Origin of the sequence: Azospirillum formosense (assembly GCF_013340925.1) — a bacterium.
Taxonomy (GTDB): domain Bacteria; phylum Pseudomonadota; class Alphaproteobacteria; order Azospirillales; family Azospirillaceae; genus Azospirillum; species Azospirillum formosense.
The window spans coordinates 1-21537 of the sequence record NZ_WHOR01000041.1 but is presented as its reverse complement, the minus strand read 5'-3'; the positions used below and the strand labels follow the sequence as shown (position 1 = coordinate 21537).

Sequence of the window (21537 nt, the reverse complement as noted above, 5' to 3'; positions counted from 1 at the left end):
AGAACAACACCGCGCAACGAAAAAGCGCATGGCCGGGCAGGGTTCTTCGGGAGGCAACGGATGCATCTTGTGCTTTATCTCGCCACCGGCCTGTCGGGGACCAACACGCTGATCCTGCTGCTCGCCTATCTCTGGGACAGTTCGGTGACGCTGTTCGGCGGCGCCACGGGCTACGGCCTGCGGCCGGACGGCGTGTCCTTCACCTTGTCGCTCTTCACCACGGTCTTGCTGGCCTGGTACGCGCTGGTCCTGCGGCGGCGCCTGCGGTCGGAGCGCAAAGGCGGCGTCCGTCCGGAATAGCCCGCCGCTGAGCGGTTCGCCGGAAGCATGAGCGCGGCATTTTTTTGGAAACTCCGGCCGGGTTGATCCGTTGTGTGGGCCAAGACGCCGCGCCTCGGTTTCGGGTGCGCTGCCCGGACCCGGAGAAAAACCATGCACGGGATCAACAAAGCCGTCTCCTTCACCGCAGGCGGGCTGATTCTTCTGTTCGTCCTTCTCGCCAGCGTCTTCACCGAGCCGTTCGGAGAACGGGTTTCCGCTCTTCAGTCAGCCATCGTCGGCAGCTTCGGCTGGTTCTACATTTTGTCCGTCGCGGGCTTCCTCTTGTTCGCTTTTTGGTTGTTCTTCAGTCCCTACGGGTCGATCAAGCTCGGCAAGGACGACGACGAGCCGGAATTCAGCTATCTGAGCTGGTTCGCCATGCTGTTCAGCGCCGGTATGGGCATCGGCCTGCTGTTCTACGGCGTGGCGGAGCCGGTGCTGCATTTCGCCAACCCGCGCATCGGCGAGGCGGGAACGCCAGACGCCGCGCGGGAGGCGATGAATCTGGCGTTCCTGCATTGGGGGCTGCACGCCTGGGGCATCTACATCACGGTCGGCCTGTCGCTGGGTTACTTCGCCTATCGCCACGACCTGCCTCTGACCATCCGGTCGGCGCTCTACCCGCTGCTGGGCGACCGGCTGAGCGGCTGGCCCGGCCATCTGGTGGACATCGTGGCGATCGTCGGCACGCTGTTCGGCATCGCCACCTCGCTCGGGCTGGGGGTCATGCAGATCAACGCCGGGCTCGATTACCTCGGGCTGGTCGGCGTGGGCACGGTGCAGCAGATGGTGCTGATCGCCGTCATCACCGCGGTCGCCACCGTCTCGGCGGTCAGCGGCGTCGGCAAGGGCATCCGCCGGCTCAGCGAACTGAACATGCTGGCGGGGCTTCTGCTCCTGCTCTTCGTCTTCCTGCTCGGCCCGTCGGTGTTCCTGCTGTCCACGCTGGTGGAGAGCATCGGGCGCTATCTGTGGACACTGCCCTACATCAGCTTCCGCACGCTGCCCTACACCGGGGCGGAGTGGCAGGCAAGCTGGACGATGTTCTACTGGGGCTGGTGGATTTCCTGGGCGCCCTTCGTCGGCATGTTCATCGCGCGGGTGTCGCGCGGCCGGACGATCCGCGAATTCATCGGCGGCGTGCTGTTCGCCCCGGTGGCGCTGACCTTCGTCTGGTTCACCGTGTTCGGCGAGACGGCGATCCATATGGAGATGTTCGAAGGCGGCGGCATGGCGGCGGCGGTTCAGGAGAGCGTGCCGACGGCCCTGTTCGTCATGCTGGACCGCCTGCCGCTCAGCGTGGTCACCTCGGCCCTGGCGACGCTGATCGTCGTCACCTTCTTCGTCACTTCGGCCGACTCCGGTGCTCTGGTGATCGACATCATCGGGTCCGGCGGCAACCAGGACCCGCCCATCGCCACGCGCATCTTCTGGGCGGTGCTGTGCGGCGTGGTGGCGGCGGTGCTGCTCCTGGTCGGCGGGTTGCAGGCGCTTCAGACGGCGGCGGTGACGACGGCGCTGCCCTTCGCGGTGGTCATGGTGCTGATGTGCGTCGGGCTGGTGACCAGCCTGCGGGCGGAGCGCCGGGCGGGTCCGGACCGGCGGGTGGCGCGGGTGCCCACCGCGTCGGAGGGCGGCGCCCCGGTGCAGCCGGTGGGCGACGGTGACTGGCGCCAGCAACTGGCCGCCGTAATCGGACGCAAGGGAGCCATCGCGGCGGCGGCCCCGCCCGGCGCCGCCGGGGCACGGCGCGAAGTCGCCCGCTTCATCGCCGACACGGTCGAACCGGCCTTCCGCGACATCGCGGCGGAGCTGGAACGGCTCGGCCGCCAGGCGGTCATCGAGGTCGGCCCCTTCAACGCCGGGCTCGCCGTCCTGCGCGACGGGGAGGAGGAGTTCAGCTACGACATTCGCGCGCGGGCCTATCACCCGCTGACCTTCGCCTTCACCGATCTGAAGGAGGCCGATGAACGGTGGCAGATGCGCGTCGAGGTGATCCTGCGCGGCGGTTTGCACAAACAATTGTTGCCGGCGCTCGCCGGACGGGAAGCAATCGTCCGCGACTTCGTGCAGGAGTATGGAAAGTGGAGGGGGTGGTGAAAGAGCGCGGCCTCTTGCGGTAGCAGGAGAAGATTGCCTCGAATTATGCTAGAAAGCCGTCCGGTGCATTCTTCGTGCCGAGGCGGCGGCGACCACCATGGGTCATCAGGCGGATCAGAACCAGACCGGGGTCGACACTCCCGGCGGGGAGGCGCGCGCGGCGGCGGGCCGCCCGCCGATGGCGTCAATGACCGTTGCCGAACTTCCTCGGCTTGACGGGTTGTGGGCGCCGGTCTGGCTGCAGGACGGCGGCCGGATGGTCTGGGGCAACCGCGCCGCCCTGGAGCTGTGGAACGCCGCGTCGCTCGCCGACTTCCAGGCCCGCGAGTTCGGCAGGCAGCCGGAGGGGGGGCCGCAGGCCGAAGGGGAATCGGCGACGGGGCGCTGGACCTTCTACCCCAAGGGGCGCCCGGTCACCGCCTGGGTGCGGCGCAGCGGCATGGCGCTGCCGGACGGTCGCCTGGGCATCCTGCACGAGGCGCAGCTCGCCGCTCCCCAGGCCGATCCGGATCATGGCGGCACCGACACCGGGGCGCTCGACCGCGAGCGCGCCATGTTGCAAAGCCTGATCGACTCGATGCCGGACATCGTCTTCTTCAAGGACGTGAACGGCACCTACCTCAAGGTCAACCGGGCGATGCTCGACTATGCGGGGCGCCCGCCGCTGGGGCTGACCGACCATCGGCTGTTCGACGCGGAGACGGCGGCGCGGCGGCGGCGGACCGACCAGATCGCCATGCAGAAGGGCTTCTCGCGCAGCGAGGAGTGGTTCGTCCACCCGGACGGGCGCCGCGTGCTGATGGAGACCGCCAAGGCCGTCTGCCTCGACCGCAGCGGCAAGATGCTCGGCGTCGTTGGCATCGCCCGCGACATCACCGAGCGGCGGCAGACGGAGAAGCAGCTTCTGCGGCAGCACGCCCTGTTGCAGGGGATCATCGACACCATCCCCGACGCCGTCTTCTTCAAGGACCGGGACGGCGTGCTGCGCAAGGCCAACCGCGCCTTCGCCTCCTGGACCGGCCGGCCGCTGGAGCAGCTGATCGGTCTGGACAGCCACGAGATCTGGCCTCATGAGATGGCCGACGGCATCCGCGCGGGCGATGCCTCGGTCTATGCCGAGGACCAGCCGCGGCGCAACGAGGAGAGCATCCCCTTGCCCGACGGCGGGCGGATCTGGGTCGAGATCCTGAAGGCGCCGATTCGCGACTCCGGCAACGAGCTTCTCGGGCTGGTCGGAGTCGGGCGGGACATCACGCTGCGCAAGGCCGCCGAGGAGGACCTGCGGCGGAGCGAGGCGGAGAAGGACCATCTCGCCAACCACGACGCCCTGACCGGCCTGCCCAACCGCCGCCTCCTCTTCGACCGGCTGGACGTGGCGCTGGCCCGGTCGCGGCGGTCGGGGCGCTCGTTGGCCCTGCTGTTCATCGATCTGGACGGCTTCAAGGCGGTCAACGACCGGATGGGCCACGATTGCGGGGACGAGGTGCTGCGCATCGCCGCCGCGCGAATCGCCGGCTGTCTGCGCCGCAGCGACACGGTGGCCCGCGTCGGCGGCGACGAGTTCACCATCGTGCTGGAGGATGTGTCCTCCGCCGCGGACGCCGGGGGCGTGGCCGCCAAGATCGTCGAGGCGGTGGCGCTGCCCATCCCGGTGCAGGGCAAAATCGCCATGATCGGCGCCAGTGTCGGCATCGCCCTGTCCCCCGCCGACGGAGCGGACGCCCGCAGCCTGCTGGTGGCGGCGGACGGCGCGATGTACCGGGCCAAGCAGGCGGGCCGCGGCACCCACGTCTTCCATAGGGACGTCCACGGAGGGCCAGACTGACCGGGTGCGGAATCCGCTTGCGGAGTCGGAACAAAAGAAGAACAATACCCGCCTGACCGGTTCTTGACGGAAGAGGATGGGATCATGTTCGTATGCGTCGATGGTGACCGCACCACCCGCCTGCGCCAGTGGGCCTGGCTCGACATCGGTGCCGGTGTGGGCGGTGCCGGTGTGGGCGGTGCCGGTGCGGGCGGTGCCGGAACGGGTCCCGGCGAACGCCGCCTCGTCGGCTGGAGCGTCACGGACGAGGCGTGGCTCGTTTCCGAGCCCATCGGCGTGGTCGCCACCAGCCCGCTGGGCCGCCCGCCGGGTTGGGCGGTGACCGACAACCACCGCCGGTATCTGCTCGAACAGCCCGGCCTGCCCCATGGGGACGAGCCGCTGGCGGCCATCGACTGCCTGCGGGCGAACGGCAGCCTCGACCCGACGGCCCCCATCAGCATCGTGCCCTGGCGCCCCGGCAAGTCCACCGCCGAACGCATCTTCGAGCGCCGGACGGCCTGATCGCGCAAAGAGGAGCGGCTGCGTGACGGAACGGCCTTTTTCCCGTTGAAAGCCTTGGTTGAGGCGGGAAAGGGTCGTTCACCATGCAGCAGCGCTGGCCGCAGAGGCTCTGGGTCGTTCGTCACGGGGAGAGCGCCGGCAACGTCGCGCGCGACGCCGCCTACGCCGCCGGGCTGGGGCGGATCGACATCACCGAGCGCGACGTCGATGTGCCGCTCAGCCGCCAGGGGGAGCAGCAGTCCGAAGCGCTGGCGCGCTGGTTCGCCGCGCTGCCGCCGGGCGAACGGCCCGACGTGGTGCTGACCTCCCCCTATCGGCGCGCCCGCCGCACGGCGGAGATCATCCATGCCGGGGGTGGCCTGCCGGTCGAGCCCACGGAGTTCGTGGTGGACGAGCGGCTGCGCGAGAAGGAGTTCGGCATCCTCGACCGGCTGACCGCCGTCGGCATCGCGCAGGAACACCCCGATCAGGCGGAGTTCCGCCGTCTCCTCGGCAAATTCTACTTCCGCCCGCCCGCCGGGGAGAGCTGGTGCGACGTCATCCTGCGGCTGCGCAGCGCGCTCGACACCATCAGCCTGCATCATGGCGGGCAGCGCGTCCTGGTGGTCAGCCATCAGGTCGTCGTGCTGTGCCTGCGCTACCTGCTGGAGGGGATGACGGAGGAGCAGATCCTCGCCATCGACCGCGAGGGCGACGTGGCGAATTGCGGGGTCACCGAATACGCCTTCGATCCCGCCCAGGGGCACAGCGGGCGGATGCAGCTTCGCCGTTACAATTTCGTCGCCCCGCTGGAGGTGGCCGGGGCGCCGCTGACCGCCGAACCCGACGCCAATGCGGCCGTCCGATGAGCGATTTTCCAATGAACGACCCGATCCCGGTCACCCGCGACCTGCTGCGATCCATGGCGCTTCCCCACCCCGGCGACGGCGCTGACAAGGACGGGCGGGGCCGGGTTCTGGTCATCGGCGGCAGCGTCGAGGTGCCGGGCGCCGTGCTGCTGGCCGGAACGGCGGCGCTGCGCGCCGGAGCGGGCAAACTCCAGATGGCGACCTGCCGCAGCGTGGCCCCGCATCTCGGGCTCGCCGTGCCGGAGGCGCTGGTGCTCGGCCTGCATGAGACGGCGGAAGGCGGCATCGCCCCCGATTGTGTGGACACGCTGTGCGAGCGGGCGGCCCGCTGCACCGCGGTGCTGATCGGTCCCGGCATGATGGACAAGCGGGCGGTCGCCGAGCTGACCGGCGCGCTGATCGCCGGGCTGGACGGGGAGGGCGGACCCGTGCTGGTCATCGACGCGGAGGCGCTGATGGGGCTGGACGGCGCGAATGAGGCGCTGTGCCGGCGCAACGGGCGGACGATCATCACGCCGCACGCCGGCGAGATGGCCGGGCTCTCCGGAATCAGCCGGGAGGAGGTGGAGGCCGACCCGCCCGCCGCCGCCCGCCGGGTCGCCGACCGTCACAAGGTGATCGTCGTGCTGAAGGGCGCCTGCACCCACATCGCCACGCCGGACGGGCGGATGTGGTCGTACGACGGCGGCAATGTCGGTCTCGCCACCTCGGGGTCGGGCGACACGCTGGCGGGCGTGATCGCCGGGCTGGCCGCGCGGGGCGCCGACCCGGCCCAGGCGGCCATCTGGGGCGTCCAGCTGCACGGCGAGGCGGGGAACCGTCTGGCCCGCCGCGGCCCGCTGGGCTTCCTGGCCCGCGAACTGCTGGCTCAGGTGCCGGAGATCATGGCCGAATTGTCGGCGTAGAGCCGCCGGTTTCAGAACACCAGCTTGGCGGCCTGATAAAGGATGACCCAGGGAGCGGCGATCAGCCCGCCCCACAGGGCGACCAGCGGCAGGCCGCGCAGCTTCTTCGCCGGGGCCGGAGCGGTGAGGGGGAGCGGGAAGGAAACGGTCTCGGTGGTGCCGACAGCGGGATTGAACTGGGACATGATGACCTGCCGATCTGTGTGTGAAGGCAGGATGCGCGCCGAACTCTTAACGACGATTAAAGTCGGGGGTAGCCGGCGCGCGGGATTCCGGCGTACCGCCGCCGGGTAGCGAGGCGCGTTCGAGTGGGCAATTTCGGAGACCGCTCCGGAGGTCCGCATGCAGACCCGCTTCAAGACCCCAGGTGACTTGCCAAAGATTGCCAATCGTCCCGGAATCCTCTCCTGAAGACGACGGTGATCCATGCCGACCATGAACAGCAAACCGCCCGAGGCGTGTCGCAGGCTTTATCGGGGAAAGACGGTTGAGCGTCAAAAGCTGGGGAAGCTTCGGCGCGCCATCCTGGTGGGCGTCGACAACGGCAAAAACGGCCGCCTGGACGACCGCCCCATTGCGACATCCTGAACGACAGTGACGATTGACCGGCGATTGCCAGCCGCATCACGAGCGCTGCGAAGCGCCGGCTGTCATCGTCCTGCGCTTTCCGCAGGAAAAAATGGAACCGGACCGCCGCATCCCGCAAGGATGAGGCCGGTCCGGTTCCCGACGTTCGTTCAGGTCACTTCGCCAGCGTCTTGTTGAGCCACAGGGCCAGCAACGTGCAGACCGCGCCCGACAGCAGGTAGGCGCCGGCCGAGAACAGGCCGTAGTTGGCCGACAGCACCAGCGCCACCAGCGGCGCGAAGCCCGCCCCGAACAGCCAGGCGAGGTCCGAGGTGATGGCCGCCCCGGTGTAACGGTAGCGCTGGGTGAAGCCCGACGCGACCACGCCCGACGACTGGCCGAAGGACAGGCCCAGGATCACGAAGCCGACGATCATGAAAACCAGCTCGCCCAGCGGCCCGCCGTTCAGCAGCAGCGGCGCCACGCCGCTGAACACGGCGATGGCCGCGGCGCAACTCCCCAGCAGGGTGCGGCGGCCGATGCAGTCGGCGATCAAGCCGGAGGCGATGATCGCCCCCAGGCCGAAGACGGCCCCGACCACCTCGATCAGCAGGAAGTCCGCCGGGGTGTCCTGCGTGTAGAGGAAGATCCAGGACAGCGGGAAGACGGTCACCATGTGGAACAGCGCGAAGCTGGCCAGCGGGGCGAAGGCGCCCAGCACGACGCGCATGCCCTCGTTGCGCAGCATCTCGGTCACCGGGACCGGCTGAAGCTCGCGGCTTTCGAACAGGTGGGTGTATTCCGGCGTCACCACGATGCGCAGCCGCGCGAACAGCGCCACGACGTTGATGGCGAAGGCCACGAAGAACGGGTAGCGCCAGCCCCAGCTGAAGAAATCCTCCGCCGACAGGCTGCCGGCGAAATAGGCGAACAGCGCGCTCGCCACGATCAGGCCGATGGGGGCCCCGAGCTGCGGAATCATCGCGTACCAGCCGCGGCGGTTCTCAGGCGCGTTCAGCGCCAGCAGCGAGGCGAGGCCGTCCCAGGCGCCGCCCAGCGCCAAGCCCTGGCCGATGCGGGCCGCCGCCAGCAGCCAGATCGCCGCCGCGCCGATCTGCTCGTAGCTCGGCAGGAAGGCGATGGCGACCGTCGAAGTTCCCAAAAGGAACAGGGACAAGGTCAGTTTGGCGCCGCGCCCGTGAGCGCGGTCGATGGCCATGAACAGCATGCTGCCCACCGGACGGGCGACGAAGGCCAGCGCGAAAATCGCGAAGGACCACAGCGTTCCGGTGAGCGGATCAAGATAGGGAAAGACCAGCTTCGGGAAGACGATCACCGAAGCGATGGCATAAACGAAAAAATCGAAGAATTCGGACGTCCGTCCGATGATGACGCCAATCGCGATTTCACCGGGATTCACCCTGTGGTCGCGGGCATTGACCAGCCTTGCGTCCCGTTCGGTCGCCGTGGTCGATGATCCCATGGTCCCCCCACCGTCTGGCAATTGCGTCAGAGGGAATTAAATAGGCACCGCAACGGCATTCTGCCACGCCCATGGACGCATTGCCTTGATGTGCGTCAATGGCGGCGCGGAATCGCGGCGCATTGGACAAATTGTCCAATGTCCGACCCGGCCCGTGGGGGTTAGCTCTTCGCCCAAATCCAAAGCGAACCCCTGCTGACAGGTCCTGCCTTGACCCGTTTCCGCGCCTTGGCCCTCCTGCCGCTGATGGCGGTTTTGAGTGGCTGCAACCTTGTGGTGATGAGCCCGTCCGGCGACGTGGCGAGCCAACAGGCCAACCTCATCACCATTTCCACCCTCCTGATGCTTCTCATCATCATTCCGGTGATGGTGCTGACGGTGCTGTTCGCGTGGCGCTACCGCCAGTCGAATAGCACGGCCGACTACGACCCGGATTGGGACCATTCGACGCAGCTGGAGCTGGTGATCTGGGCGGCCCCGCTGCTCATCATCATCTGCCTGGGCGCCCTCACCTGGATGGCGACCCACCTGCTCGACCCCTACCGCCCGCTCGACCGCATCGCCGCCGGGCGCCCGGTTCCGGCCGACACGAAGATGCTCGACGTCAACGTCGTGGCGCTCGACTGGAAGTGGCTGTTCATCTACCCGGAATACGGCATCGCCACGGTGAACGAGGTGGCCGCCCCGGTGGACCGGCCGATCCGCTTCAACATCACCTCATCGACGGTGATGAACTCCTTCTACATCCCGGCGCTGGCCGGGCAGATCTACGCCATGGCCGGCATGGAGACGAAGCTGCACGCCGTCATCAACGAGCCGGGCAGCTACAAGGGCTTCTCCGCCAACTACAGCGGCGCTGGCTTCTCGCACATGCGCTTCACCTTCCACGGTCTGGCCGCCGACGGCTTCGACAAGTGGGTGGCGGACATCAAGGCGGGCGGCGGCAAGCTCGACCGCGACGGCTATCTCCAGCTTGAGCGTCCCAGCGAGAACGAGCCGGTGCGCCGCTACGGCGCCGTCGACTCGGGCCTGTTCAAGGCCATCGTCGGGATGTGCGTCGAGCCGGGCAAGATGTGCATGCACGACATGATGGCCATCGACGCCAAGGGCGGCCTCGGCCTTGCCGGCATCGACAACGTGATGCCGCTGATGCACGACAAGCTGTCCCGCCGCGGCACCGCGGTTCTCGGCCCGGCGCCGGTCTATGTGGCGGGCATCTGCTCGACCGAGGAACTGACCGGCCGCGCCGTCGAGTCGTCGCTGGGCGTGCTGAACGCTCCCGCCGACGAGTCCCCGATTTCCGGCGCGGGTCTGCCGCGCTCCTCCATCACGCCGATCTCCGCGCCCGCCCCTGCGTTCGGGCCGCGGCTGACGGCCAATCCCTGAGCGGCCAACCGCCATGATCGACACATCGACCGTCGCCACCCATCCGCTCTTCGGGCGTCTGACCCTGGAGTCCTTCCCCTATCACGAGCCCATCGTGGTCGCGACCTTCGTCGCGGTCGTGCTGGGCGGCATCGCGCTCGTCGCGGCGCTGAGCTATTTCCGGTTGTGGGGCTATCTCTGGAAAGAGTGGTTCACCACCGTCGACCACAAGCGCATCGGCATCATGTACATGGTGCTGGGACTGGTCATGCTGCTGCGCGGCTTTGCCGACGCCATCATGATGCGCCTCCAGCAGGCCATGGCCTTCGGCGGCAGCGAGGGCTACCTCAACGCCCACCATTACGACCAGATCTTCACCGCCCACGGCGTCATCATGATCTTCTTCGTGGCGATGCCCTTCGTCACGGGCCTGATGAACTACGTGGTGCCGCTGCAGATCGGCGCCCGCGACGTGTCCTTCCCGTTCCTGAACAACTTCAGCTTCTGGATGACGGTGGGCGGTGCGGTGCTGATCATGGCCTCGCTGTTCGTCGGCGAGTTCGCGCGCACCGGCTGGCTGGCCTATCCGCCGCTGTCCAACATCGCCTACAGCCCCGAGACGGGTGTCGACTACTACATCTGGGCGTTGCAGATCGCCGGTGTCGGAACAACACTCTCCGGCATCAACCTGATCTGCACGATCGTCAAGATGCGCGCCCCCGGCATGACCATGATGAAGATGCCGGTCTTCACCTGGACGTCGCTCTGCACCAACGTGCTGATCGTCGCCTCCTTCCCGATCCTGACCGCCACGCTGGTCCTGCTGTCGCTGGACCGCTACGTCGGCACGAACTTCTTCACGAACGATCTCGGCGGCAGCCCGATGATGTACGTGAACCTGATCTGGATCTGGGGCCACCCGGAAGTCTACATCCTGATCCTGCCGGTCTTCGGCATCTTCTCCGAAGTCACTTCGACCTTCTCTGGCAAGAAGCTGTTCGGCTACACCTCCATGGTCTACGCGACGGTGGTCATCACGATCCTGTCCTACCTGGTGTGGCTGCACCACTTCTTCACCATGGGGTCGGGCGCCAGCGTGAACTCGTTCTTCGGCATCACGACGATGATCATCTCGATCCCGACGGGTGCGAAGATCTTCAACTGGCTGTTCACCATGTACCGCGGCCGCATCCGCTTCGAGCTGCCGATGATGTGGACCGTCGCCTTCATGCTGACCTTCGTGGTCGGCGGCATGACGGGCGTGCTGCTGGCCGTCCCGCCGGCGGACTTCGTCCTGCACAACAGCCTGTTCCTGATCGCCCACTTCCACAACGTCATCATCGGCGGCGTGCTGTTCGGCCTGTTCGCCGGCATCTACTACTGGTGGCCCAAGGCCTTCGGCTTCCGCCTCGATCCCTTCTGGGGCAAGGTGTCCTTCTGGTGCTGGGTGATCGGCTTCTGGGTCGCTTTCATGCCGCTCTACGTCCTGGGCCTGATGGGCGTCACCCGCCGCCTGCGCGTGTTCGAGGATCCGTCGCTGCAGATCTGGTTCCAGATCGCCGCCGTCGGCGCCGTCCTGATCGCCGCGGGCATCGGTGCCTTCCTCCTCCAGATCGCCGTCAGCGTCTGGAAGCGCCGTGAGCTGGTCGACCGCACGGGCGACCCGTGGGACGGCCGCACTCTGGAATGGGCGACCTCCTCGCCGCCGCCGGACTACAACTTCGCCTTCACCCCGATGATCCACGACAACGACGCGTGGTGGGACATGAAGAAGCGCGGCTACAAGCGTCCGCTCGGCGGCTACAAGGCGATCCACATGCCGAGCAACAGCGGCACCGGCGTGATCCTGGCCGGGATCAGCGTGGTCCTCGGCTTCGCCCTGGTCTGGTACATCTGGTGGCTGGCGGCGGTGAGCTTCGTCGCCCTGCTGGCGGCGGCCATCCACCACACCTTCAACTATCACCGTGACTTCCACATCCCCGCGGACGTGGTGGTGCGGACCGAGAACGAGCGGACCCGACTCCTCTCCGGGCAGGTGTAAAGCATGAGCACGACCCTGACAGCCGAGCGGCCCCGCAGCCAGGCTCCGGTGTTCCACGTTGTGGACGAGCACGCGCACCCAGAAGGCTCCAGCACCATGCTGGGCTTCTGGATCTACCTGATGAGCGACTGCCTCATCTTCGCGGTGCTGTTCGCGACCTACGGCGTTCTCGGCGCCAACTACGCCGCCGGGCCCGCGCCCAAGGACCTGTTCGACCTGCCGCTGGTGGCGCTGAACACCGCCATGCTGCTGTTCTCCTCCATCACCTATGGCTTCGCCATGCTGGCGATGGAGAAGGGACGGGTGTCGCAGACCCAGCTGTGGCTGGCGGTGACCGGCCTGTTCGGCGCCGCCTTCCTGGCCATCGAGCTCTACGAGTTCGCCCACCTGATCCACATCGGGGCGACCCCGCAGCGCAGCGCCTTCCTGTCGTCCTTCTTCACGCTGGTCGGCACCCACGGCCTGCACGTCACCTTCGGCCTCGTCTGGCTGGTGACGCTGATGGTGCAGGTCAACAAGCGCGGCCTGATTCCGGCCAACCGCCGGCGCCTGATGTGCCTCAGCCTGTTCTGGCACTTCCTGGACGTCATCTGGATCGGCGTCTTCACCTTCGTCTATCTGATGGGAATGCTGCGATGAGTTCTCACGCCGAACATCATTCCGGGCATCATGGGGCCGGGCATCATGGGGCCGGGCATCACGACCACGGCCACGGGGACGACGGGCACGCCCACGGGACGCTCGGCAGCTACGTGATCGGCTTCGTCCTGTCGGTGATCCTGACGGTCATTCCCTTCTGGCTGGTCATGGACGGGACGATCCTGGACAAGAACATGACCGCGATGGCGATCATGGCTCTGGCCGCCGTCCAGGTCGTCGTCCACATGATCTTCTTCCTGCACATGAACGGACGTGCGGAAGGCGGGTGGACCATGCTGTCGCTGATCTTCACGATCATCGTCGTGGTCATCATGCTGGCCGGTTCGCTGTGGGTGATGTACCACCTGAACACCAACATGATGCCGATCCACGACCCGAGCCAATTGCCGTGACCGGCACGGCGACCCACCGCCCGCGCCGGGGGCTGATCCTTCTCGGCGTCCTGGCGCTGGCGGGAGTCGCCGTCTTCACGTCGCTCGGCGTCTGGCAGGTCGAGCGGCTGTTCTGGAAGCTGGACCTGATCCAGCGGGTGGAGGAGCGGGCGCAGGCCGCGCCCGTTCCCGCCCCCGGCCCGGAGGACTGGCCCGCCGTCACGGCGGCCAGCCAGGAATACCGGCGGGTCGGCGTCACCGGGCGGTTCCTCAACGACCGGGAAACACTGGTCCAGGCGGTGACCGAACGGGGCGGCGGCTTCTGGGTGCTGACACCCTTGCGCACCGACCGGGGCTTCACCGTCCTGGTCAACCGGGGCTTCGTGCCGCCCGAGCGGCGCAGCACCGACAGCCGCCCCGACGGGCTGATCGATGCGGACACCACCGTCACCGGCCTGCTGCGGGTGACCGAGCCGGGGGGCGGTTTCCTGCGTTCCAACGATCCCGCGCAGGACCGCTGGTACTCCCGCGACGTGGCGGCCATCGCGGCGGCCCGTGGCGTGACGGAGGCGGCCCCCTATTTCATCGACGCCGAGGCCAGCCCGCAGGGCGGCTACCCGGTCGGCGGGCTGACCGTCCTGAAGTTCCCGAACAACCACCTCGTCTATGCGCTGACCTGGTTTGCCTTGGCTTTCATGGTGATCGCCGCGGCGCTCTATGTCGCGCGCAGTGAATGGCGCCGCCGCGGTTGAAGAAATAAGCTCTTTTTCTTTGTGGTTTTTCTGCCGGGTGGGAAGGGGATCCTCGCGGACTCTTTCGCCCGACTTTTTTGTGCTATCAAGGCCGACCGGAGTCCGGAGCAAGGCTGCCAAGCCGGGCCATCGTGCCCATATGAGTCGTGCCCATATGAATGGGGACCGAAGGAAGCCGGCGAAGGGCCAGACGTTTTCCGTGCGCGACACCACCGACAAGAAGAACCTGTTCCTGCTGGTGCAATTGCGCTGGCTCGCCGTCGCCGGGCAGGTGGTGACGATCCTGATCGTGCACTACCAGATGGGCATCACCCTGCCGCTCGACCAAATGGGCGCGGTGATCCTGTTCCTGGTCGCGCTGAACATCGCCAGCGTCCTGCATCTGCGCCGCCAGACCTCGGTGTCGAACACCCAGCTCTTCCTGGAGCTGCTGATCGACGTGTCGGCGCTCACGGTTCAGCTCTACCTCAGCGGCGGCGCGTCCAACCCCTTCATCTCGCTCTACCTGCTGCAGATCACGCTGGGGGCGGTGCTGCTGGAGGCGTGGTCGGCCTGGGCGCTGGTGCTGGTCGCCACGGCCTGCTTCACGCTGCTGATCGGCGCCTACCGTCCGCTGGCCCTGCCGCCGGGGCTGGAGGGGCTTCTGCTGGGGCTGCACATCCAGGGGATGTTCCTGTGCTTCGTGCTGACGGCCAGCCTGATCGTCCCCTTCATCACCCAGATCACCCGCAACCTGCGCGCCCGCGACGCCCATCTGGCCGATCTGCGCCAGCGCTCCATGGAGGAGGACCACATCGTGCGCCTCGGCCTGCTCGCTTCCGGCGCCGCGCACGAGCTGGGGACTCCGCTCGCCACGCTGTCGGTGATCGTGAACGACTGGCGGCGGATGCCGGTGGTCAAGGGCGACCCCGACATGGCCGAGGACATCGCCGAGATGCAGAACCAGATCGACCGCTGCAAGGCCATCGTGTCGGGCATCCTGCTGTCCTCCGGCGAGGCGCGGGGGGAGGGGACGCTGCGCACCACGGTGACCGCCTTCCTCGACGATCTGGTGGAGGAGTGGAAGGACAGCCGCTCCCCGGCCTGCGTCGATTACGACAACAGCGTCCGCTCGCGGGAGGGGATCATCTCCGACCTCGCGCTGAAGCAGGTGATCTTCAACGTCCTCGACAACGCGCTGGAGGTGTCACCCGGCTGGGTCGGCATCGCCGCCGGCCGGCAGGGGGACAGCCTTGTCCTGACCGTCAACGACGCCGGCCCCGGCTTCGAGGAGCGGATGCTGGCGGAATTCGGCAAACCCTACCGGTCGAGCAAGGGGCGGCCCGGCGGCGGATTGGGCCTCTTCCTGGTGGTCAACGTGGTGCGCAAGCTGGGCGGCTCGGTCGCCGCGCGCAACCGTCCCGGCGGCGGTGCCTCCGTCACCATGACCCTGCCGCTCGCCGCCCTGTCCGCGGGAGAGAGCCATGGAGACTGACCGTTCCCTCGTGCTGGTGGAGGACGACGCCGCCTTCGCCAAGGTCCTGCGCCGCTCCTTCGAGCGCCGGGGCTATCAGGTCTACTGGTGCGACAGCCTCGACGGGCTGCGGGCGCTGCTGGAGACGGTGCCCTTCGTCTACGCGGTGGTCGACCTGAAGCTCGGCAGCGGCTCCGGCCTGGAATGCGTGCGGGAGCTGCACGCCAGCGACCCGGAGACGCGGATCGTCGTCCTCACCGGCTTCGCCAGCATCGCCACGGCGGTCGAGGCGATCAAGCTGGGCGCCTGCCACTACCTCGCCAAGCCGTCCAACACCGACGACATCGAGGCGGCGTTCGAGCGCACGGAGGGCGATCCCTCCATTGCGCTGGGCGCGCGGGCGACTTCGCTGAAGACACTGGAGTGGGAGCGCATCCACGAAACCCTGGCGGAAACCGGCTTCAACATCTCCGAAACCGCCCGCCGCCTGGGGATGCACCGACGCACCCTGGCCCGCAAGCTGGAGAAGAAGCAGGTGCCCTGAACGGGCTTTCCCCCTGTCCAGTCGGTCAAAGGATGCGCATGGCCGCTGGACAATGGCCGCCAGTCCGCCCATTTTTCACGGCCTGTTACAGTCGTGTGTCATACGCAGCAGCAAGGAGCAGTGTGAAGTGTCTCTTTCCACGTCGAGCAGCAGCCCCTCCGATCCGCGGACCGAGGCCCGCCGTCTTCTGACGGACGCCATCTCCACGTATCTCCAGTCGTGCAAGGATCTGGCTGCTGCGACCGAACGCGCGACCGAGACGAGCGGCAGCATCGACACCCAGGCCCGCCGCAAGGCTTACCAGACGCTGACCGAGCTGGGCGATCAGGTCCGTCTCGCGCAGCGCCGCCTCGTCACCGCGGCCAAGCAGGCCCGCCGGGTCATGCCGGTCGCCGAGATCGAGGAGGTCGCCAAGAAGCTGGACAAGCGCGACACCACGGAAAGCGCCGCCGTGCTGGTCAAGGCCGCCCTGGTCAATTGATTGGATCAATTGACCTGATCAACCGACGTCGGTTGGGGTAGGGCTCGCCTGTTCGGCATAGTCGAATCCGCCGGATCGGCGGGAATCGCCGGATTTTTGCGGGTCACAGCGTCGCGCCCGGTCGATTCCGGGCGGGAGCATCTTGCGCGCCGACGCCCGTCAGGGTAGGTCAAAGGCGCCTGGAGCCCCGGAACATGCTGGGGTTCCGCCACGAACAAGGGGAATTTGGGAATGACGAAGGCCGATCTCATCGACGCGATCGCCGGCAAGCTGGGCGGCACGAAGGCCGACGCCGGCAAGGCGCTGGACGCGGTTCTGGAAAGCCTGCAGGACGCGCTGGTCAAGGGGGAGACGGTCAAGCTGCCGGGCTTCGGCCAGTTCGAGATCGCCGAGCGCGGCGAGCGCACGGGCCGCAACCCGCAGACCGGTGCGGAGATCAAGATCGCCGCCTCCAAGGCGCCGAAGTTCTCCGCCGGCAAGGCCCTCAAGGACGCCGTCAACGGCAAGGCCGAGTAACGGCGCCGGGTTTACCCCTCTCCCTCCCCGGGAGAGGGGATTTCACCACCCGCTCAATGCGGGTTCGCCGGTCCCGGCGTGGCGTCGGCCAGCCAGCGGCCGAGCGGGTCGTCCGTTTCGCCGCCCGTATCGTTTGACGCCTCGCTCCAGCCCGGCGGCACGCCGTCCATGTTCGGCAGGCGGTGGGCGATGCCCTTGTGGCAGTCGATGCAGGTGCGCTGCCCGCTGAACAGATATTGCTGATGGATGCGCGCCGCCCGCGCCCCCTGCTTGGTGATGTCCATCGATTCCGCGCTGTGGCAGTTGCGGCATTCCAGGGAATTGTTGGCCTTCAGCCGCGCCCATTCATGCTCGGCCAGCTCGCGCCGCTTCTCCAGGAACTTGTCCCGCGTGTCGATGGTGCCGAAGATCTTGCCCCAGACCTCCTTCGAGGCCTGCATCTTGCGGGCGATCTTGTCGGTCCAGTTGTGCGGAACGTGGCAGTCCGGGCAGGTCGCCCGCACGCCGGAGCGGTTGGTGAAGTGGATGGTGGTCTTCAGCTCCTCGAACACGTTGTCCCGCATCTCGTGGCAGCTGGTGCAGAATTTTTCGGTGTTGGTGACCTCCAGGGCGGTGTTGAAGCCGCCCCAGAACATCACGCCGGCCAGGAAGCCGCCCAGCGTCAGGAAGCCGAGGCTGAGGTAACGGCTCGGCCCCGCGATGATCCGCCAGGGCCGCAGCAGGAAATCGGGCAGCTTCATCGCCGGTCACCCCCGTCCGACGGGCGGCTGACGAGGCTGTCCATGTCCCTGAACGTGTTCGGGACGATGGGCTGGGCCATGGTCTGGGGGACGTGGCACTGCGTGCAGAAATAGCGGCGCGGGGCCACCGCGCCCAGGGTCTGCCCCTCGCGGTCCACATAGTGGGTGATGCTGATCATCGGCGCCTGGGTGGCCCCGGTGAACTGCCGGCTGTGGCAGGTCAGGCACTGGTTGTTGTTCAGGCTGATCTGATAATCGCGGATGTTGTGCGGGATGACCGGCGGCTGTTCCGGATAGTTGCGGGCGACCCGCCGGTCGTCGGTGACGTCGGCGGGGATCGGCGGGGCCGGGTCCTCGTCGGTGAACTGGATCGGCGGACGGAAGGGCTCCTTGACCTGTCCGGTTCCCTGGGCGGCGAGCAGTGCGGGCACGAGGCAGGGCAGGGCCGCGGCCAGCGCGAGCATGAGATGGCGGCGCATGGGTCGGGTCCTCCCTCAGACGGCCACGATCTTGACGGCGCACTTCTTGAAGTCCGTCTGCTTGCTGATCGGGTCGGTGGCGTCGAGCGTGCATTTGTTGATGAGGCGTGCCGAATCGAACCAGGGCACGAAGACCACCCCGCGCGGCGGCCGGTTGCGCCCCCGCGTCTCGACCCGCGTGCGCATCTCGCCGCGCCGCGACATCACCTTGACCTCCGAGCCGCGGCGCAGGCCCCGGTCCTTCGCGTCGTCCGGGTGCATGTAGACCAGCGCCATCGGCATGGCCTTGTACAGCTCGGGCACCCGCATGGTCATGGAGCCGGAGTGCCAGTGCTCCAGCACGCGGCCCGTGACCAGCCACAGGTCGAAGTCCTTGTCGGGCGATTCCGCCGGGGGTTCGTAGGGGAAGGCGAACAGGTTGGCCTTGCCGTCCGGGTTTCCGTAGAAGCGCACACCCTCGCCCTTGGGGACGTAGGGGTCGAGCCCCTCCCGGTAGCGCCACTTCGTCTCCTTGCCCTCGACCACCGGCCAGCGCAGCCCGCGCACCTCGTGGTAGGTGTCAAAGGGCGCCAGATCGTGGCCGTGGCCGCGCCCGAAGGCGGCATACTCCTCGAACAGGCCCTTCTGCACATAGAAGCCGAAGGCCTTCGACTCCCGGTTCTCGTAGGCGGGGTCCAGCTCCGACACGGAGAAGCGGTCGACGTTGCCGTTGCGGAACAGCACGTCGAACAGGGTCTTGCCGCGGAAGTCGGGATTGGCGTCGAGGATTTCCTTCGGCCACACCTCGTCGGTGGTGAAGCGCTTGGAGAACTCCATGAGCTGCCAGAGGTCCGAACGCGCCTCGCCCGGCGCGTTGACGAGCTGGTGCCAGAAATGGGTCCGCCGCTCGGCGTTGCCGTAGGCGCCCTCCTTCTCCACCCACATGGCGGCTGGCAGGATCAGGTCGGCGGCGGCGGCGGTCACCGTCGGGTAGGCGTCCGACACCACGATGAAGTTGTCCGGGTTTCGGTAGCCGGGATAGGTCTCGTTGTCGCTGTTGGGCGCCGCCTGGAGGTTGTTGTTGACCATGATCCAGTAGGCGTTGAGCTTCCCGTCCTTCAGCATCCGGTCTTGCAGGACGGCATGGTAGCCGACCTTGTCAGGCAGCAAGCCCCTGGGGATCTTCCAGATCTCTTCGGTGTGGGAGCGGTGTTCGGGGTTGGTGACCACCATGTCGGCGGGCAATCGGTGGGCGAAGGTGCCGACCTCGCGCGCCGTGCCGCAGGCCGAGGGCTGACCGGTCAGCGAGAAGGGGCTGTTGCCGGGTTCGGAGATCTTGCCGGTCAGAAGATGCAGGTTGTAAACCATATGGTTCACCCACACGCCCCGGACGTGCTGGTTGAAGCCCATGGTCCACAGCGACATGACCTTGGTGTTGGGATCGGCGTACAGCTCGGCGAGCGCCAGCAGCCGCTCCTTGGGGACCTTGCTCAGCTCCGATGCCTTCTCGACGGTGTAGTCGCTGACGAAGCGGGCGAATTCGTCGAAGCTCATGGGAGTGGAGACGGCGGCGTCCTTGGCGTGGAGCGCCCGCACCTCCAGCGGGTCGTCGGGCCGCAGCCCGTAGCCGATGTCCTTCTGGCCGAGGCGGAAGCTGCAATGCTTCTCGATGAACGCCTTGTTCACCCGCCCGGTCTGGATGATGTGGTTGGCGATGAAGTTCAGGATGGCCAGATCGGTTCCCGGCTCGAAGATCATCGGGATGTCGGCCAGCTCGAAGCTGCGGTGTTCGAAGGTCGAGAGGACGGCCACCTTCACATGGTTGTGGGCCAGCCGCCGGTCGGTGATGCGCGTCCACAGGATGGGGTGCATCTCCGCCATGTTGGAGCCCCAGAGGACGAAGGCGTCGGCGTGCTCGAAATCGTCGTAGCAGCCCATCGGCTCGTCCATGCCGAAGGTGCGGATGAAGGCGACGGCGGCCGACGCCATGCAGTGGCGGGCGTTGGGGTCGAGGTTGTTGGTGCGGAAGCCGGCGCGCATCAGCTTGGACGCGGCGTAGCCCTCCCAGATCGTCCATTGGCCGGACCCGAACATGCCGACGGCGTCCGGCCCCTTCTCCTTCAGCACCCGCTTCCACTGGCGGGCCATCTCGTCGAAGGCCTCGTCCCAGGAGACCGGGCGGAACTCGCCGTCCTTGTGGTACTTGCCATCGCGCATGCGCAGCAGCGGCTGGGTCAGCCGGTCCTGCCCGTACATGATCTTGGACAGGAAATAGCCCTTCACGCAGTTCAGGCCGCGGTTGACCTCCGCCTGCATGTCGCCGTGGGTGGCGACGACGCGGTTGTCCTTGGTGGCGACCATGACGCTGCATCCGGTGCCGCAGAAGCGGCAGGGCGCCTTGGACCAGGTGAGCTGGGCGTCCTCGCCCGCCACCAGGGATGGCTGGGCCATGGCGGGCAGGCTGATGCCCCCCGCCGTCGCGGCGGCCGCGACCGCCTGCGCCTTGATGAAATCCCGCCGGTCAAGCATGGGTTCCTCCCCCTTTTTCTTGACGAATGTGAAGTTTGGACGCGTCAGCGCCGCGCCGTAGCGACCTCCTCCGCGCTCCGGGCCGGCAGCGGCTCGGCGTGGTGGAAGACCATGACCGCCGACATCACGCCGGGCATCAGGTGGATCGCGGTCATGCGGTCGGCGATGCGGCCCTCATGGGAGCCTTCCACGGTCACCACCATCCGGCCCCGCTCCTCGGCATGGACCTCCACGTCGCCCAATGCGGCGACGGCGGCCCGCACGTCGGGGCTGCGCTCGGGGCGCAGATGGACGAGGATCGAGGCGACGTGCCATTCCGCCGGCGCGTCGTCCGGCCGGTCTGGAGCGTCATCACGTGCGTCAGAGTGCATGGGCGGTCTCCGGTCCGGGGTGCAGGGTGACGGCGTCGGCGGGGCAGGCGGCCTGACAGGCGCCGCAGCCGGTGCAGGCGCTTTCCTCCACCATGGGAGCCGCCACGCCGCCCGGCGCCAGGGCGAAGCGGATGGCCGCTTCCGGACAGGCGTCGCGGCAACTGCGGCAGACGATGCGGTGGGTGGCGAGGCACGACGCGCCGATCCGCACCGTCAGCGTCCAAGGACGCGCGGCGGCTCGGTCGAAGACCGGTTCGGGGCAGCAATCGGCGCAGGCGGCGCAGAAGCTGCACTCGCCATGCTTGAAGTCGATCTCGGGGAATCCGCCGTCCCCCCGGCGGACGATGCCTTCCGGACAGGAGTCGGCGCAGGCGCCGCAGCGGGTGCACAGGTCGGTGAAGCGCTCCGTCCGGGACCAGGGCGGGCGCAGCGGCGCCGGCTCGGCTCGGCGCCGTCCGCGAAGAAAGCCTCGTCGCCCTAAGTCGACCGATTCATCGGCCATGGCGCCGCTCCCCTCAGACCGGGGGCGGACCGGGCGGACCCATGATGAGTTGCGACATCCAGACCAGGAAGCCGTAGCCGCCCACGACGGCGACCGACAGGATCGGCCAGATCACCACCGCCAGAATCAGGAACATGGCGATTTCCCGCCGTTTCGCGCCGGGATCGGGCATGGGCGGGCTGGCGGCGGCGCGGGACGGGA

General features: G+C 67.6%; 24 protein-coding genes. 16 read left to right on the top strand and 8 right to left on the bottom strand.

What is annotated here, in order from left to right:
* Nucleotides 1-60 precede the first annotated feature (60 nt).
* From GBZ26_RS08165 to GBZ26_RS08140, 6 genes are all read left to right on the top strand, one after another.
* Nucleotides 61-300 (top strand): hypothetical protein, encoded by a 240-nt coding sequence (locus tag GBZ26_RS08165; RefSeq protein ID WP_174438411.1) that lies wholly within the window; start codon nt 61-63, stop codon nt 298-300.
* A 132-nt stretch (nt 301-432) separates the two neighbouring features.
* Nucleotides 433-2421: a BCCT family transporter gene (locus GBZ26_RS08160; RefSeq protein WP_174438410.1), complete on the top strand. Its 1989-nt coding sequence runs from the start codon at nt 433-435 to the stop codon at nt 2419-2421.
* A 97-nt stretch (nt 2422-2518) separates the two neighbouring features.
* Nucleotides 2519-4246, top strand: a complete 1728-nt coding sequence (locus GBZ26_RS08155) for a sensor domain-containing diguanylate cyclase (RefSeq protein WP_174438409.1) — start codon at nt 2519-2521, stop codon at nt 4244-4246.
* 84 nt (nt 4247-4330) lie between these two features.
* Entirely contained in the window at nt 4331-4750 is a 420-nt protein-coding gene (locus GBZ26_RS08150) for a hypothetical protein (RefSeq protein WP_174438408.1), read from the top strand.
* An 83-nt stretch (nt 4751-4833) separates the two neighbouring features.
* A complete protein-coding gene (locus tag GBZ26_RS08145) occupies nt 4834-5598 on the top strand; it encodes a histidine phosphatase family protein (RefSeq protein ID WP_174438407.1) in 765 nt (254 codons plus the stop codon).
* An 11-nt stretch (nt 5599-5609) separates the two neighbouring features.
* A complete protein-coding gene (locus GBZ26_RS08140; RefSeq protein WP_246654042.1) occupies nt 5610-6503 on the top strand; it encodes an NAD(P)H-hydrate dehydratase in 894 nt (297 codons plus the stop codon).
* Nucleotides 6504-6514: 11 nt separating this feature from the next.
* On the opposite strand, the gene GBZ26_RS08135 is transcribed toward GBZ26_RS08140, so the two are convergent.
* Nucleotides 6515-6688 (bottom strand): hypothetical protein, encoded by a 174-nt coding sequence (locus GBZ26_RS08135; protein ID WP_174438405.1) that lies wholly within the window; start codon nt 6686-6688, stop codon nt 6515-6517.
* 241 nt (nt 6689-6929) lie between these two features.
* Between GBZ26_RS08135 and GBZ26_RS08130 the strand changes: the two genes are divergently transcribed.
* Nucleotides 6930-7091, top strand: a complete 162-nt coding sequence (locus tag GBZ26_RS08130; RefSeq protein WP_174438404.1) for a hypothetical protein — start codon at nt 6930-6932, stop codon at nt 7089-7091.
* 154 nt (nt 7092-7245) lie between these two features.
* Here GBZ26_RS08130 and GBZ26_RS08125 read toward each other — a convergent pair whose 3' ends face one another.
* The gene (locus GBZ26_RS08125) at nt 7246-8553 is read right to left on the bottom strand and encodes an MFS transporter (protein WP_174438403.1); all 1308 of its coding nucleotides are present in this window, start codon (nt 8551-8553) and stop codon (nt 7246-7248) included.
* A gap of 210 nt (nt 8554-8763) precedes the next feature.
* On the opposite strand from GBZ26_RS08125, the gene cyoA reads away from it, so the two are divergent.
* The 9 genes from cyoA to GBZ26_RS08080 all read left to right on the top strand — a co-directional run bounded on the left by cyoA (nt 8764) and on the right by GBZ26_RS08080 (nt 16736).
* Nucleotides 8764-9939: a ubiquinol oxidase subunit II gene (gene cyoA / locus GBZ26_RS08120; protein ID WP_174438402.1), complete on the top strand. Its 1176-nt coding sequence runs from the start codon at nt 8764-8766 to the stop codon at nt 9937-9939.
* Between the two features lie 13 nt (nt 9940-9952).
* Nucleotides 9953-11959, top strand: a complete 2007-nt coding sequence (cyoB, locus tag GBZ26_RS08115) for a cytochrome o ubiquinol oxidase subunit I (RefSeq protein ID WP_174438401.1) — start codon at nt 9953-9955, stop codon at nt 11957-11959.
* Between the two features lie 3 nt (nt 11960-11962).
* On the top strand, nt 11963-12598 hold the full coding sequence (gene cyoC / locus GBZ26_RS08110) for a cytochrome o ubiquinol oxidase subunit III (protein ID WP_035679814.1): 636 nt from the start codon (nt 11963-11965) through the stop codon (nt 12596-12598).
* Nucleotides 12595-13011: a cytochrome o ubiquinol oxidase subunit IV gene (gene cyoD, locus GBZ26_RS08105; protein WP_174438400.1), complete on the top strand. Its 417-nt coding sequence runs from the start codon at nt 12595-12597 to the stop codon at nt 13009-13011. The genes cyoC and cyoD overlap by 4 nt, the downstream gene beginning before the upstream one ends.
* On the top strand, nt 13008-13742 hold the full coding sequence (locus GBZ26_RS08100) for an SURF1 family protein (RefSeq protein ID WP_222070371.1): 735 nt from the start codon (nt 13008-13010) through the stop codon (nt 13740-13742). The genes cyoD and GBZ26_RS08100 overlap by 4 nt, the downstream gene beginning before the upstream one ends.
* Before the next feature lie 199 nt (nt 13743-13941).
* The gene (locus GBZ26_RS08095) at nt 13942-15216 is read left to right on the top strand and encodes an ATP-binding protein (protein ID WP_222070372.1); all 1275 of its coding nucleotides are present in this window, start codon (nt 13942-13944) and stop codon (nt 15214-15216) included.
* On the top strand, nt 15206-15739 hold the full coding sequence (locus GBZ26_RS08090) for a response regulator transcription factor (protein ID WP_174438398.1): 534 nt from the start codon (nt 15206-15208) through the stop codon (nt 15737-15739). Before GBZ26_RS08095 ends, GBZ26_RS08090 begins: the two co-directional genes overlap by 11 nt.
* A 127-nt stretch (nt 15740-15866) precedes the next feature.
* Nucleotides 15867-16220, top strand: a complete 354-nt coding sequence (locus GBZ26_RS08085) for a hypothetical protein (RefSeq protein ID WP_014241891.1) — start codon at nt 15867-15869, stop codon at nt 16218-16220.
* 231 nt (nt 16221-16451) lie between these two features.
* Nucleotides 16452-16736, top strand: coding sequence for an HU family DNA-binding protein (locus GBZ26_RS08080; protein WP_014241890.1), 285 nt, complete (start codon nt 16452-16454; stop codon nt 16734-16736).
* 53 nt (nt 16737-16789) lie between these two features.
* On the opposite strand, the gene GBZ26_RS08075 is transcribed toward GBZ26_RS08080, so the two are convergent.
* The 6 genes from GBZ26_RS08075 to napE all read right to left on the bottom strand — a co-directional run.
* Entirely contained in the window at nt 16790-17476 is a 687-nt protein-coding gene (locus GBZ26_RS08075; RefSeq protein WP_174438397.1) for a cytochrome c3 family protein, read from the bottom strand.
* Nucleotides 17473-17955: a nitrate reductase cytochrome c-type subunit gene (locus GBZ26_RS08070; RefSeq protein ID WP_174438396.1), complete on the bottom strand. Its 483-nt coding sequence runs from the start codon at nt 17953-17955 to the stop codon at nt 17473-17475. The genes GBZ26_RS08075 and GBZ26_RS08070 overlap by 4 nt, the downstream gene beginning before the upstream one ends.
* 15 nt (nt 17956-17970) lie before the next feature.
* Nucleotides 17971-20463, bottom strand: a complete 2493-nt coding sequence (napA, locus tag GBZ26_RS08065) for a periplasmic nitrate reductase subunit alpha (protein ID WP_174438395.1) — start codon at nt 20461-20463, stop codon at nt 17971-17973.
* A 44-nt stretch (nt 20464-20507) separates the two neighbouring features.
* The gene (locus GBZ26_RS08060; protein WP_174438394.1) at nt 20508-20834 is read right to left on the bottom strand and encodes a chaperone NapD; all 327 of its coding nucleotides are present in this window, start codon (nt 20832-20834) and stop codon (nt 20508-20510) included.
* Nucleotides 20824-21336 carry a ferredoxin-type protein NapF gene (napF, locus tag GBZ26_RS08055; RefSeq protein WP_174438393.1) on the bottom strand — a complete coding sequence of 171 codons (513 nt, stop codon included), beginning with the start codon at nt 21334-21336 and terminating at the stop codon, nt 20824-20826. The genes GBZ26_RS08060 and napF overlap by 11 nt, the downstream gene beginning before the upstream one ends.
* Before the next feature lie 13 nt (nt 21337-21349).
* On the bottom strand, nt 21350-21537 hold a 188-nt coding region (gene napE, locus GBZ26_RS08050; RefSeq protein WP_345772041.1), incomplete at its 5' end, for a periplasmic nitrate reductase, NapE protein.